Consider the following 14,242-nt stretch of genomic DNA (forward strand, 5'->3'; position numbering starts at 1 on the left):
TCAGGCCTCCCTTGCTTTGTCGAGGATCCCGGCGATGCCGCGCGGCCTGAACAGAAGAATGACGATGATCAGCAGGAACTGGGTGATCAGGACATATTGCCCGCCGAGCAGCGATGACGTCAGAGCCTCGTTGAACCCGAGCAGAACTGCGCCAATCACAGCGCCGGGCACACTGCCCAACCCGCCGACGAGGGCAATGCTCAGACCTTTCACCATCGGGGTGATGCCGCTGAACGGTGCCACGTAATAGGTTTGCGCCAACAGCACGGCGGCGAGGCCGGCGAGCGCCCCCGTCAATGCCATGACCGAAATCGCAGTGCGGCGCACGCCGATGCCGACGATGGCGGCGGCATGCGGATTCATCATCATGGCGCGGATTTCCAGCCCGCGTCGGCTGGAGCGCATCCACATCAGTATCAGGGACAGAAGAACAATCGCGGACAAGGATGCGCCGATCTTGTCGGCGGTCAGAACCACGCCGAAGAGATCGACCTTCCCGCGTCCGAACAGTTGTGGCAGCGATTTGGCCCGCGGACCAAACATCCAGAGCAGGACCTGATTGCCGGCAAGACTGATCGCAAGGGTCGCAATCAGGGCGCGGATCGGAAAATTCGGTTTGTCATGGACGGGAATGAACGCAACCAGGCAGACGAACACGCCGCCGACTGCGCCTGTGAGGATACCGGCTGCCATGACCAGAGGCGGGAACGGCGCAAGATAGACGCTTGCGAGCCACGCCCCATAGCCCGAAAGCGCGAAGATGAAACCGTAGGCCATATTGACGAGGCCGAGGCTCGACCAGGTCAGCGATATGCCGATGGCGATTGTGCCGTAGATGCAGGCGAGGGTCAGAGCGTTGGAAACGATGAAACCGAGATCCATCAATGCGCTCCATGTCGGGTGAGACTCTTCATGATCGATGCCTCGCCTTTGAGTTTGCCGGCATGCATGCCGATGATCCGATCGACCTTGCCCTCCAGCAGTGCGACGTTCTGCTCTGCGATCACCATGGCGCTGTCGCCAAGTTCGACTGCCATCAGCGCCTCGATCACCGACTTGCCAATCTTCGGGGCCAAGCCCAGCGACGGCTCGTCGACCAGAAAGAGCATCGCATCCGCCATCAGGCCACGACCGATCGAAACCATGCGCCGCTCGCCACCCGACAGCCGCCCGACCGGCGTCGCCATCAGCTTCTCCAGCGGCGGGAAGATCTGGAGGATGCCCTGCTTTCGCGTCTTGCGCTCCGACCAGGCGCGCGGCGTGAATGCGCCGCTGTCGAGATGTTCCTCGACAGTCAGCCCGTGGAAAATCTCGTCACCCTGCGGGATCAGCGCCAGCCCACGCCGCACGATATGGTGCGTGTAGCGTCCCGGCCCCTGGCTTCGGGTTCGGCCGACCTCATGCCCGTCCAGAAGAATAGAGCCGCGCTGCCAGCCAGTCAGTCCGGCGATTGCCTGGAAAAGGGTCGATTTGCCATGACCGTTCAGGCCGACGAGACCAACGCGTTCTCCTGCATAGACCTTCAGATCGAGGTCGTGGATAACACGCATCGGCCCCCATCCGGCCGAAAGCCCGCCAACATTCAGAATTTCACGATGAGCACTGTGTGGCGCTGCGATTGTCGACGTCATGCTGCGGCCTCATCTCTGACAGTCTCGAAATAGGCCTCGTTAACCCTGGGATCGGCGAGCACCTCTGCCAGCGAGCCCTGCGAGATCACGTCGCCTGCATCCATCACCATCACGCGGTCGGCGATGGTTTCCAGAAGCTCAATCCGATGCTCGACGATGATGATGGCGATGCCCAGTTCCTTGGCCAGAACCCGCATGATCTCGTCCAGCTCGTCGATCTCGGAATTGATCAGACCCGCCGCTGGCTCGTCCATCAGCAGCAGCTTTGGTCTTCGCATCAGCAGGCATGCCATCAGCAGTTTACGCCGGTTGAGCGTGTCGAGGCGTTCGGCGATCGTGTTTCCGGGCTCATGGAAGCCAACCAGCTCGGCTCCCCACTCGGCATCGTCGGGCGTCAGATACGGCTCGAAGGCCTGTCGGGCCGCTTTGAACACTTCGGCGACCGTCAGTTCCTCTGGAACGACGGGCGTCTGGAACGTCCGTCCCAGCCCTAGCCTTGCGCGCTTCTGCAACGGCAGGGATGTGACATCCTTGCCATCGAAGATCACTCGCCCTGATTTTGGCTGCATGCGTCCTGAGAGGACCTCGAACAGGCTGGTCTTTCCGGCGCCGTTCGGGCCGATGATCCCGAGAACTTCAGCGGGATTGACATGGAGGGAGACGCCGTTGAGGATCTGGCGTCCCCCGAGTTCGAGTGTGATGTTCTCGCAGGCGAAAAGGGTGCCCTTGGGGGTGTTCAAGGCCATGCTCACCACCCCCTGATCACCACCATGGCGCGGCACGCAGTTCGGTTTCCTGCAGCGCGTCGGGATAGATGATCTTGTGCTCGCCGTCCTGCACCTGGAAGAACAGCTGGGCCATACCCTTTTCGAGATCCGTCGCGGTGACATCGTAGCCGTTGTCAGGGTAGTGGGCGCATTCCTGGAAGGCATTGCCCATGCTCGTGTAGCCGCAGACGCCACGATAGGGATTGGTGCGGATCCAGTCGGCGACCGCCTCGAATTTTGAGGGATCGCCGACCGCTTCCCAGGCCGCCTTGAGGTAGTAGGTCGTGTCGTAACCATTGCCGGTGTAGCAAAGACCCATGATGCCGGGAAACCGCTTCTGGTACTTCTCTCGGAACGCCTTGCCCTTCTCGTCGGCATATACGCCGAGCACAGTGCTCCAGACGAAGCCTTCTGCCGCGGGACCGGACAGTTCGAGAAATTCAGGCTGGGAAGGTCCGTACTGGAGATAGACGAGTGTGCCTTCCAGCGGATCGGCCTGATACTGCTTGACGAAGGCTGCATATTCGGCGGCGACCCAGTGGTCGATCATCACGGCGCCAGCGCCGATCTTCTTGATGTCCTGGATGACCGGTCCCCAGTCCTGCACAGGGTACTGGATATCGGTGATGCCCGCGAGCTCGAACTTACTCTTCGGCAGCGCCTCCTGCAGGCATTTCGAGATAGTCTGATTGTAGGCGATCTGCTCCTGGACAATGTGAACGCCATTGTTCTTGGGTTTCCAGACACCCTTGTCCTGCATGGTCTGCAGGAACATCGGGAATGTGTACCCGTAATGGACCTCGGACGGGTCCGTCTGAAAGATGTGGCGGTATTTTTCCGGGTTCTTGACCAGCGCATCGGTCATGGCGCGTTGCGTCAGGCCCCACAGCAATGGTGCCTTATAGCTGGCGGAAGCATCGGCCAGCGGGATCGGGGTGAAGGTGAACGCCGTGGATATGGCATGCACCTTGGCATCGACGAGGCTGTTGATTGCGACACGCCCGCTTTCGGGCGACAGGACATCGAAATCAACAATGACGGGCTTGATCTCGCGGCCGAGAACGCCGCCAGCTGCGTTGATCTCCTCAAGTGCAAGGGTCGTACCGTTCAAGTAATCCTGATGGTCGGCGACACCGGCCATCGCAGTCTGCGAGATGGGCAAGCCCAGCAAGATTGGATCCGACGCAAAACTGCGGCGCACGAAGGGTGATGGAAAGGTCGAGGCGGCAACGCCGGCCGACAGCGTTTTCAGGACGGTGCGGCGCGAAATATCCTTCAGCATGATGATAGTCCCCCGATTTTTTGCCGCTGACCCACCTTGGAGCCCGCGCTGCATTTTTGCAGTGGAGGGAACGTTATCGCGGCAACGCGGCTGCGTATTGTCTGAGACAGACCGCACTTTGTCCCGAGAGTGAACGATCAAGGCTCATGTCGGATGACTTTGGGAAGCGGCATGTTCCTTGCGTGTAAATTGAGACATACTGCGACTGTTCATGGTTTCAGGCGAGGTGCCTATCATGCCAATTGTCCACCACTACAACACTGAACAACTTCAGCGCGCAAATAAGCTCAGCGCCTGGCAGGAATACATGTCGTCCGTGTATTATGACTTGGATATTGTCCCATTGTCGGCAGACAAAGTCCGGGGCGAACTTTATGAAGTGCAATTTCCATCGATTGGTCTGTCGCAATTTAAAGCAGATGCTCAAAAAGTGGTTCGGCACAAGTCGGCGGCACAGCGTGATAAGTCAGAGAACTTCGTGTTCCTTTTCCCCACACGTCAGCGAATGGCGTTCGAGCAAAACGGACGAGCAGGCGTCGTGCTGCCTGGAAGCGTTTTCCTTCTGAATTCTGCCGAAGCGTACAGGATCGATGTGCCTGACCAATCCGAAAACGTGACCCTCAAGATCTCCTGTGCTGCCTTGCGATCACGCGTGAACAAGATCGACGATATCTGCGGCACCAAAAACTTTGCCAACCCGTTCCTTGTGCCCGTAGTCGCGCAAATGGGCGCACAGTTGCTGAAGTTCGACGGCGGCGGCGACAGCATGAAGCTGGAACAAACGCTGACCGATCTCATCTGTCTGATGATAGAGACGCGTTCCGAGGACGATCTGATGATGAGAGATCGTCAATCGTTGGTCTCGGTCATGTACGATCGGCTCATGTCCTACACCCGCGCCCATTTTCGCGATCCGGGCCTCAGTCCAAACACCGTTGCGGGAGCACATCGAATATCGGCCGGATATCTACATCGCGTCTTCCATCGGCATGGCACGAAATTCGGCGAAGTGCTGATGGAAACGAGACTGATGGCGGCCTGCCAGATGCTGCAAAATGCGAAGGCCTCAAACCAGCCTATAAACTTTGGCGAGATTGGGTACAGCTGTGGCTTTGTCAGCCAGGCGCATTTCTCATCTCGGTTCAGGGAACGCTTCGGTGTGAGTCCCCGGAACTTTGAATAGCAGGCACTTGGCCAATACGGACAGCATTTGCTTCAATCGGATCTCGATTTCATACGACATGACTATCCAATTAGGTTGCCTTGAGATCCCATCAGGGGTGAGTAGCGGCCTGCACCATGGCAGAGTGAGGTCGCTTGAAAACTCTCTGGAGGCCAATCATGCCGATAACAGCAGATCAAACTCAATCGCAGATCACTACTCCCGTCGATCTTGGCGCAATATTCGTCTCGTTGGAATTGAGTAAATCGACCTGGCTGGTGACAACTCTGTCCCCTGGCAGCGAGAAGATGTCTCGCCACTCCGTTACTGGAGGGGATATTGTCGGCTTGTTCGCATGCTTTGCAGCGCTTCGTCAGAAAGCCACTCGGCGAAAGAACATAGTTTACCCACTGGTGGTGATCCAGGAGGCCGGGCTGGATGGCTTCTGGCTGGGACGAGTGCTCAGCAAGGAGGCTTGGATCGAGAGCCACATTGTAGAAGCCGCATCAATTGCCATGCCGCGCCGGCATCGCCGGGCGAAGACCGACCGTATCGACGGCGAAACGCTGATCCGCGCATTGATGGCATGGAAACGTGGCGAACCTCGCGCGTGCTCAATGGTCAAACTTCTCTCACCCGAGGAAGACGACAATCGACGGATTGGACGGGAGCGGAAAACTCTGATTGCGGAACGTGTCTTCCACGTCAACCGCATAAAGGGGCTGCTGTTCACGCAAGGAATTCGGGATTACCAACCTGTCAATCGAGATCGCCGCCAACGCCTGGAAGAACTTCGGACTGGCGATGGTCGGCCACTCTCAAAGCATTTGAAAGGGGAAATCTGCAGAGAACTCGATCGCCTCGAATTGTTGCTCACACAAATCAAGGCTGTTGAAGCCGAGCGAGATGCCTTGATTGTTCAGGAGACGCCGGAAACGCCGAAAGAGGCGGCCGCGCTTTTAGGCATTAAAGGAATAGGCCCAGAGTTCGCTACGATACTTTACACGGAAGGCTTGTTCCGACACTTCGACAATCGGCGGCAAATCGCATCCTATGCGGGCCTTGCGCCCTCCCCTTGGCAAAGCGGCAACGTCAATCGTGAACAAGGGGTCTCGAAAGCGGGAAATCCGCGTTTACGAGCACTATGGTAGAGCTCGCTTGGCTATGGTTGCGGCATCAACCGAAATCGACGCTGACACTATGGTTCAAAGAGCGCATCGCTCGGAACGCCGGCCGTCTAAAGACGCCGATGATCGTGGCGCTTGCGCGCAAGCTCCTTGTCGCTCTGTGGAAGTATGTGAGCTCCGGCGTCGTGATCGAAGGTGCGATCATGAAAACCGCCTGAAGTCGGAAATGCCTGTGATACGAAAATTCGAATCCTCAGGGCCTGATCAGTCCTGACGGATCCAGGTGAACGGACCGGGAATCCTTTTGGCTTTCAATGCCGACCTTGAGTTTGGTCCCGTTCTCCTGAGCCCGTGCCCGTCGAATGCGGGATAATGGTGCAGCCGCGTGAGAGCGGCGACCGGATGTGATGAGGTGGAACGGCCCGCTCCGACAGCATCTAGTGCTAAAACGTGGTCGTTGCTCGAACGCCACAAAGGAGGGACCGTTCCATGAAGCAAGTTAGCACAATCGGGCTGGATTTAGCCAAACACGTCTTCCAAGTTCACGGCGCCGACAATGAAGGTTCGGCCCTGTTCAATCGGAAACTGCGGCGCACCGAGGTGCTGCGCTTCTTCGAAAGACTGCCACCGTGCCTGGTTGGCATGGAGGCATGTGGTGGCGCGCACTATTGGGCGCGGGAGATTGCTCAATTCGGCCATGATGTGCGTCTCATTCCGCCGGCTTACGTCAAACCTTTCGTCAAGCGCGGCAAGACGGACGCGGCCGATGCGGAAGCCATCAGCGAAGCGGTGATCCGCAAGACCATGCGCTTCGTCCCCATCAAGACCGCCGAGCAGCAAGCGGATGCGATGGTCCTGAAGACCCGTGCTCTTCTGGTGCAGCAGAGAACGCAATCGGTTAATGCCCTACGAGCACATCTGGCCGAACTGGGCATCATCGCGGCCGGTGGCCTTGCCAACGTAGCGGCACTGATGACCATCGTTCGGGAAGCTGAAGATACCCGACTACCCACAGCGGCACGATTCGCCCTCACAGCTATTGTCGATCAGATCGACGCCTTGGCCATTCAGATCGGCGTGCTCGAGCATACAATCGTTACGGAATCGAAGCGCGATGAGAGCATGCGTCGACTGACAACGATCCCCGGGGTTGGTGCCATAACCGCAGCGACGATCAAAGCCTTGGTTCCGGATCCCGGCGGGTTTAAGTCCGGGCGGCACTTCGCCGCTTGGGTGGGACTGACCCCCAGGCCTCATTCCAGCGGAGGCAAAGAGCGATTGGGTAGAATCTCGAAAATGGGGAATCCCGAACTCCGTGTTCTCCTGGTCCTCGGAGCGACAGCCGTTCTGCGGATTGCCCGGAACAATGAAAAAGACACGACCTTGGTTAAAAGCACTGCTTGCCAGACGTCCATTCAAGGTGGCCGCTGTCGCGTTGGCCAACAAAATGGCTCGCATCATCTGGGCCCTCTTGAATAAGGGCGGATTTTACGATCCTCCGGAACCATCCCCAAATTTAGCGACAATCTGAAGAGTATCAGGACTTACAACTGATCTGACCGGCGTCGGCCGACAGATGCAAGGTGCAACAGCAAACGATGAAGCCATGGGACGAAATTCCGGAACGAGCGAAGCCGCCAACCTCAGTGCACTCCAAAGTGCGTGGATGTGATTCAGCTCCTCGTTTCGCGGATCTCATCGAGGCCAGCGGTCATGCACCGCCCTCACAGGCCGTACATATGAACGCACCGTCCTCGTGGGTGAAATCAACTGGAAGCCTCTTGCACCGCGGGCCGTTCCACATATGAGGTTGTATAGGCCCGAGAACCGGGCCGGTAATTGCTATGGGCTCAGACCGTGGATCCGCCTACGAAGGAGAAATTCGATGCCACTCGAATGAACAATTGACAAAAATCCTGATGTGAAAGGATTCGAACCACCGACCCGCGCCTTGGTTCGCTAAGCAATTGAAAACCCAATAGCTTGATTTAAGCTGAGCGTTGACTACGACATAACCCTCCAATATGGAACTTCCGGCCCATTCCGCGTCTGGTGCGATACATAGGGAGCCGCTAGTGACGCCTAGGTTGCCCATGAGTTAGAGCGCCACTGCTGCCGCTGAACGGCGACGGTAAAAAGGAAATCGGCGCTACACTACTCTTGTGGGTTCACCACAGACGATAAAACGGATCTCAGCGTGCTCAATCGCCATGAAGAGTATGGCCAATTCCCAACTCCAGCAATTAACAACTCGCGATTAGATCAGGACGGCTACCACGTATCGAGCAGACTACAAGCTGGCGAGGTTAAATCTACCAAGCGAAACAGGTGGTAGCTGCCATTTTGCTGCACGTCTCTTCGCGCGTAACCCTTAGGAATCCGAGCTTTGACCTGAACCCTTCGATCAGCGCAAGCAAAAAGGGCCGCAGCTATAGCCTGAACTTTGGGTCCACCCGCGAATACGCTAATAACAGCCCGCTCGCCGACTTTCATTGCGTGCTCCTCGAAGGCTTTGAGGTATGCATCGATTGAGAAGGACCCGATTCTGCGAACTTCCTCGTCGCCCAGTCGGTACATTTCCGTAATTTTTGCAACCTGCTGGTTAAGAAGGGAATCGAGGTGTGCGTGACGGCTGCTCTGGGGGACAAGGACCGCTATTCTCTCGGGGCTAAATTCGTCCACCAGACCATAAAACATGTCGGCGTCGCCACCGATCCCCACAATGAGAAATTTCTCCTCTCCCATGCCGCCGCTACCATTGAGCAATGGAACTGTTTCGTATCGGTCAACGGCACTGGAAAACTCTTCCGATCCGGACGGAGGTGGATAGGAACCCTCGGCATATCCGAAATCCACTGCGGGAAATGCGCCGATGCTTCCAAATCCGAATGCAACTAACCACTGGATATACACACGCGGCATTGTGGAACACTCCACGAATACCCGTCTCAAACTTCCATGGTAGGATCCGATTTGCCTAGCGAGTTCGGTGAGGGTGTGGCCAAGCGTGTTGATGTTTTTCAGGAACTCCGTCGACGGAGCCAGCTTTAACTCGGTAATCGCGACGTCCCATTTCCTCGCGAGATCGACAAGCTTTGTGCGGTTGGCTTCAATAGCATCATCGCCTGTACTCGCAAGCTCAAAATCCAGAAGCAGAATTTGCTTGGCACCTAGCGCAACATGGGATTCCAGCGCCGAGAAACGCGACTCCCATCCGAGCGTAAATATGGCAATGTCCGCTGCTACTTTTTCGAGGTCATCGCCATCCTTCAGCAGTTTATGACCGACCGCCACATTGCCGCAAACGCTATACTCATCGGTCATCATCGGTCTCTTACCTCAAACAGCGAACCTTGACGCAAACCTAGGTCATCCGCGGGCGGGAAAAGCTCATCTAGAACGCTGTCTGCCCACTCTTCCGCGGTTTGGCTTCGATTGAGCAACAGCTCGACGACCCTCCCAGCAGGCAAGACGTTCACCACATAAGGACCGCGATAGGAAAACTGGAAGTGTGGTGCGAACCGTCGGTGAAGGCGGACGGTGATCTCGTTTGCTTCGGGGTTGTGCTCGGCGGCCTCGAGCTTCCCTTTCTCGGACACCTCTCGAATAAAGCCGTCCTTCTCCGCTCGCCTTAGGATTTCATCGATTTTCGTTCCCATCGGGTCGAGACCGGTAGCCAGTGCACGCATCTCCGCCCGGTTGATACGAAAGAGGCCGCGCTCGGTCGTAGTCGCGGCCTGTCGCTCTATGACATCGGTTTGAAGGCGAGAAGTCAGTCGGCCTAGAGCGCGAACCATCCTCACGCTCTCCTCTTCGAAGGGCTGGGAAAGCGACTCAAGTCCTTGCAGCTTCTTCTCGGACGCAGCAGTCACCGCACTTCGTTGTTTCTCTATATTCACCGGATGGTCCGAATTGATAAAGTCCAAGAGACGCTTAGGTGATGCCCCGGAGACCTCCTCCGAATAGATCGCGCCCATGATGTCTAGAAAGTCGCGAATGCAGAGATCGCTGAGCTGGATAATCATCTGGTGGCCGACATACGGGTATTCATGGAGGCGGAGTATCCTACATGCCTCTAGAAACGCCCATCCCTGCTTTCTTGCAATTACGCGTTTCAGCAACACCGTATCGACGCCACGTTCCGGCTTTGTCCGAACATCTTCAGATAGCTGAGCGAGAGCTAGTCCCTCAACATATGGTCTGGCCTTGGAGTTGAGCGGAAATTGCTCCCTCTCGGCTTTAGTTGCATGCAATTCAAAGAAATGCCGCGCTTCCTCGGCTATCCTGATCAACCGTTGCCTGCCTTCTGAGGTGCCCGATTCGATCACCCGCTCGATAATTTGATTGACGGACATCTTCCCAAGGCGGTTTTTAAGGGAAAACGCCGTCAAGGGATCTTTACGTCGGAGTTCGTCCTTTAGAGGCTCCGGGAGCGCATAAAAGAGCCGGAGCGATGCTACATTCTGACATAGAGCGGCGAACTCGCTGTCCGTGGCGGAGTCCAAGTTCTCGACGTCCCGATCAGCGCTTGATAGCGACTGCCCCGGAATTACCGTTCTGATCGTGTCGTATATCCCGCCGATGAAGGCGAGTACCCATTTGACCTCACCCCTTGTCTTGCGGACGATCGTGTTGAGAAACTGTTGCTGTTGTGGGGTCAATGCCTCGCAGTCATCAATCATGATCTTGAACTGCAGAGGCTGGTCGCTTGCGAACGCCGGTCCGGATATCAACGGAGAAATCGTCTTCACGACCTTGTTGATCAACGATCCTGGGTCAGTGGCGAAAAACATTTCGCGTGCTTTGTCGCTCCCGACGAAAAAAGCGTTGAAGCAGTTATCTATGTAGCGGGAAACCAATTGCCTGAGATCGCCAAGCCCAAAGAAATCCTGACGCCCTGCAATCTCCAGGAAGTGTAACGCCTCCCGATGTATTTCCAACGCGGCGTCGCGATCGTCTGTACCGGTGTAGGCAAGGCTACCTTCTTCTCTGAGCGCGGACACCGTTTCCAGAAGCCGCTCGATTACCTTCAACTCGAGATAGTGCGAGAAAATAACGAACTGCCGATTTTTAACCGCCTCGGGATCGAGTCTGATAGGGCCGGGAATCAGCGTCAGTGCGGCGTTGTCGATCAGAGGGGAAAAGGTCTCGTTGAGTTGGAAGAATACGCCATACCAAGGCAAGACGCCGACTTGCTTGGCAAGATTGGGATCTTCCAGGATATGGATCGTGGACAACGATCTGAGAATACTTGTCTTGCCGCTGCCCCGCGTGCCTGAGACAAATACAGGCTTTTTCGCGATAGATATCTCGCGCGATTTTTGACTGAACCACAAGACAGGGCGACTCTCGTATTCGATGCGATTAGGGCCGAATGGATTTTGCATTTTATTTGCCCTTCAGCTGAATACGCCAACTTTTGTTCGGCTTGTTTAGGTCATCGATTTCAATCAAATGCGACGCGTGTAACATGATGAGGGCGTCTTCCAGCGCCTCGCCCTCGAAGTCAGTGCCAGCCAAATGCTGGACTTCGTTCCAGAACATCAAGTCTCCGCTCCGCTCTTCCTTATGCTTTGTAAGCCGACGAAATAAATCGAAAGTCCTGCTATCGATAATTGCTCGCGAGGGCGATAGCGTTGAAATGAAACAATGCGCAGCCTCCACTAGGGTACCATCCTCAGATCTGGCACGATGGGGTATCAGACGTATACCAACAAGGTCGTCTTGTTCACTTATATAGAATACGATCTCATTGAAGCCATCCTTGATCTCCGGGGCCGAGATGAGGATAAGTTTGCTGTCTGGAAGTCGAGGATCGCTTAAGACTTCCACAGGGTCCTGGTGAATGTGGCCGTGGAGATATACGATCGGTCGATTGAGGCTGAGCATCTGGCTTCTGACAAAGCCCGCGTTCAGCATTTCCCCATAAGGCGAAATGCGCGGTATTTTTTGCGGAAGCAGATTGTGGTGTCCGACAATTATACCGAACGTAGCATTTACCTCATCCAATGTTCTTTGCACGGCGTCTAGCATTTGCGGCATTACATATGGCGTGTCGAGCTGACCGTAGTACTGCTCCACGAGTTTGGCAGGGGCCGCCTCGTGAGCTCCCTTAGGGTCGACTTCCGCTCCCGGGAAACTGCCAAGGTCAACTGCCGCGGTATGCGTGTCGGCCGCCTGAAGTTTGTCACGTAAAAACTCTGGCAGGTTGTGCAGTTCCCAACTCCCAACCGAGGTGTTCATAAGTGTCAAACTAAGGGTGCAGCCCTTTCCAATCAGTTTGACTTGGACCGGCTGTTCGGAGGGCACCTTCTCCCAGTTATATTTTGCGGCGAGTTGGGTCATGGCGCGAAATTTCTCCAGGCGGCCCAGGTCCCGGGCGTCTGCTCTGTTGACGTCATGATTTCCCGGTACAAACAGAAGTGGTGTCCCGGATTTCTCCCCGTTGCGCCGGCACAGCAACGTAAAATGGCGAAATACCCCTTCCAGGTATTCTGATCGCCCGGCCGTCGTGAAATCGCCGACAAAGACGACGCCATGACAGCTTGGCGCTGTCGCCAATTGGCCGATCTTTCGAAGAATCGCCGGAAACGATGAACGACGAAGACCGTCCGTTATCGCGGGTGCGAACTGGCTATCTTTCGCGTCAAGATTACTTGGGTGCAACCGCCAATCTGGATAGTGGATGTCACCAATTTGAAGGATTCGAATTCGCCGCATCAAGCGCCCCTCTCGTAATCTCAACGATTACAACGGCCCGTTGAAGTTTGCGAGACGTCGCCGGAGATTTCAACGAGATAAGTAGCACGCTGGAATGTTTTCAAACGCGCTGCAGCCTGCCTTAGCCGGTCGCTCTCCCGACGTTGTCCTCACTGCCGCATCGTCAGGCTTTAGCTGATGCCAGATGAGGCCATCCGCAAACAGGCCTTTGCTGCAATCTGCAACGCCATGAAGTTCCGAAAGGAGCCTCACGACGGAGGAATCGTAGTCTTGACGCTGTGGGAGCCGGGAGCTGGAGGCAGACGATCGAACCTTGCGCATTCGATTCTTGGCATCCAGCCGGGCGATACTGTTGACTACCGTAGCCGCACGTCATTGCAGGACAGCCTACCCGTGGGCGCACCCACGCCAAGGACATCGGTTTTGTCAAGCTTAAGCAGAGCACTAGCTCGCATGGAAGCCCGCCTGTTTTCAAAGTTCTATTTCGAGCATTCCTGCTTCCACGGCATCAGGAAAAACCGCCCGATACTTCCATTTCGCCTCGAGCAGTCCGTTCTTCCGCACTTTGGCATGGGGTCCGAGATAATTGAAATACAGTGACTTTTGACGATATGGATCGTTGACCAGAATGCGGGCGACAGTTTCGGGGTGCGGGTGCCCGTGGCTTCTCGATCCGTCCGTCGAGAAGGCAAAGCTCCGGCAGTCAATCATCTTAAAGAAGTTGGGAGATGTATTCTTTCTCGAGCCGTGGTGAGACACTTTGAGCAGATCTACTTTAAACCGGCCGCCTTCGGCCTCTGCGAAGGGTCGTAATCGGCGTTCGATGACCTCGGAATTCGCATCTGCCGTCAACATCACGCGCTTGCCGTGAAATTCGACGACAAAGGCGATGGAGGTGAGATTCGCCTCCTTGTCGTCGGGCTGGAAAGGAACAGCCGCCAGTGCGTCTACATCGGGGGTGGCCCCGAAAACCTCGAACGCCCCGTCGCCTTCGTCGGCATCACTGTCGGGATCAGATGGTCGCAGGCCCGCCTCCTCGAGGGCCGCCTCCCACACTGGATACATCTTTGCCAAGCCTTCATCGTCAGGCGACAGAAGCAGTAACTTCAATCCTCCACCCAGTTCCATCCAACCAGAGGCCTCGGGGCTGTCAGTCGAGACCACCCGACTTTCAAACTCGGCGTTACGTGGCCATTTGAAATCGGAGATTCCTTTGGAAAGCTTTTCTCCCTCGACCGGGCTAAAGGGCTCGAATTTGCCGCGGTTCATCGCCCTTTCCAGTTGTTGATGGGCATTGAACCAGACGCGGCGGGGCTGGAACGGTGGTTTCGCCTCGCGTACCATTTTCACCGCACCCGCGATGTGATCGGAATCGACGTGACTGATCGTCAGCAGCTCGATGTTGTCGAGGCCGCTGAAAACCTGTCGTACCGCCTTCCATGTAGGACCCCGTCCGAGATCGATGACGGCATTCCATTGTGCCCGCTGGTCTCCCCAAGTCAGCAGAAGGCAGTCACCATCGGTCGCGGGATACATCGTCAGTTTTAGCATTT

9 protein-coding genes and 2 pseudogenes are annotated in these 14,242 nt (G+C 56.1%); 3 read left to right on the top strand and 8 right to left on the bottom strand.

Going from position 1 to position 14,242, the window contains the following annotated elements; genetic code table 11:
* Genes FY152_24700 through FY152_24715 form a run of 4 tightly spaced genes read right to left on the bottom strand, consistent with a single transcriptional unit; the run spans nt 1 to nt 3,680 of the window.
* A complete protein-coding gene (locus tag FY152_24700) occupies nt 1-882 on the bottom strand; it encodes a branched-chain amino acid ABC transporter permease (GenBank protein ID UXS35350.1) in 882 nt (293 codons plus the stop codon).
* Nucleotides 882-1,631: an ATP-binding cassette domain-containing protein gene (locus FY152_24705; GenBank protein ID UXS35351.1), complete on the bottom strand. Its 750-nt coding sequence runs from the start codon at nt 1,629-1,631 to the stop codon at nt 882-884. The genes FY152_24700 and FY152_24705 overlap by 1 nt, the downstream gene beginning before the upstream one ends.
* Entirely contained in the window at nt 1,628-2,377 is a 750-nt protein-coding gene (locus FY152_24710; GenBank protein ID UXS35352.1) for an ABC transporter ATP-binding protein, read from the bottom strand. The genes FY152_24705 and FY152_24710 overlap by 4 nt, the downstream gene beginning before the upstream one ends.
* 16 nt (nt 2,378-2,393) lie before the next feature.
* Nucleotides 2,394-3,680 carry an amino acid ABC transporter substrate-binding protein gene (locus tag FY152_24715; protein ID UXS35353.1) on the bottom strand — a complete coding sequence of 429 codons (1,287 nt, stop codon included), beginning with the start codon at nt 3,678-3,680 and terminating at the stop codon, nt 2,394-2,396.
* Between the two features lie 235 nt (nt 3,681-3,915).
* On the opposite strand from FY152_24715, the gene FY152_24720 reads away from it, so the two are divergent.
* From FY152_24720 to FY152_24730, 3 genes and pseudogenes are all read left to right on the top strand, one after another.
* The gene (locus FY152_24720; protein ID UXS35354.1) at nt 3,916-4,863 is read left to right on the top strand and encodes a helix-turn-helix domain-containing protein; all 948 of its coding nucleotides are present in this window, start codon (nt 3,916-3,918) and stop codon (nt 4,861-4,863) included.
* Between the two features lie 158 nt (nt 4,864-5,021).
* A pseudogene (locus FY152_24725) lies at nt 5,022-6,187 on the top strand (IS110 family transposase).
* Between the two features lie 271 nt (nt 6,188-6,458).
* A pseudogene (locus FY152_24730) lies at nt 6,459-7,500 on the top strand (IS110 family transposase).
* A gap of 740 nt (nt 7,501-8,240) precedes the next feature.
* On the opposite strand, the gene FY152_24735 reads toward FY152_24730, so the two are convergent.
* The 4 genes from FY152_24735 to FY152_24750 form a co-directional block, all read right to left on the bottom strand.
* Complete coding sequence (locus FY152_24735; protein UXS35355.1) at nt 8,241-9,293, bottom strand: hypothetical protein; 1,053 nt, start codon at nt 9,291-9,293, stop codon at nt 8,241-8,243.
* A complete protein-coding gene (locus FY152_24740) occupies nt 9,293-11,356 on the bottom strand; it encodes a hypothetical protein (GenBank protein ID UXS35356.1) in 2,064 nt (687 codons plus the stop codon). The genes FY152_24735 and FY152_24740 overlap by 1 nt, the downstream gene beginning before the upstream one ends.
* A gap of 1 nt (nt 11,357) precedes the next feature.
* Complete coding sequence (locus tag FY152_24745) at nt 11,358-12,692, bottom strand: metallophosphoesterase (protein UXS35357.1); 1,335 nt, start codon at nt 12,690-12,692, stop codon at nt 11,358-11,360.
* A 468-nt stretch (nt 12,693-13,160) separates the two neighbouring features.
* Entirely contained in the window at nt 13,161-14,240 is a 1,080-nt protein-coding gene (locus FY152_24750; GenBank protein UXS35358.1) for a hypothetical protein, read from the bottom strand.
* Between the last annotated feature and the right edge of the window lie 2 nt (nt 14,241-14,242).

Source organism: Agrobacterium tumefaciens (assembly GCA_025560025.1).
Classification (GTDB): Bacteria; Pseudomonadota; Alphaproteobacteria; order Rhizobiales; family Rhizobiaceae; genus Agrobacterium.

Coding starts and splice junctions, on each gene's coding strand:
- FY152_24700 (UXS35350.1), bottom strand. CDS start 882: ATGGATCTCGGTTTCATCGTTTCCAACGCTCTGACCCTCGCCTGCATC.
- FY152_24705 (UXS35351.1), bottom strand. CDS start 1,631: ATGACGTCGACAATCGCAGCGCCACACAGTGCTCATCGTGAAATTCTG.
- FY152_24710 (UXS35352.1), bottom strand. CDS start 2,377: ATGGCCTTGAACACCCCCAAGGGCACCCTTTTCGCCTGCGAGAACATC.
- FY152_24715 (UXS35353.1), bottom strand. CDS start 3,680: ATGCTGAAGGATATTTCGCGCCGCACCGTCCTGAAAACGCTGTCGGCC.
- FY152_24720 (UXS35354.1), top strand. CDS start 3,916: ATGCCAATTGTCCACCACTACAACACTGAACAACTTCAGCGCGCAAAT.
- FY152_24735 (UXS35355.1), bottom strand. CDS start 9,293: ATGACCGATGAGTATAGCGTTTGCGGCAATGTGGCGGTCGGTCATAAA.
- FY152_24740 (UXS35356.1), bottom strand. CDS start 11,356: ATGCAAAATCCATTCGGCCCTAATCGCATCGAATACGAGAGTCGCCCT.
- FY152_24750 (UXS35358.1), bottom strand. CDS start 14,240: ATGCTAAAACTGACGATGTATCCCGCGACCGATGGTGACTGCCTTCTG.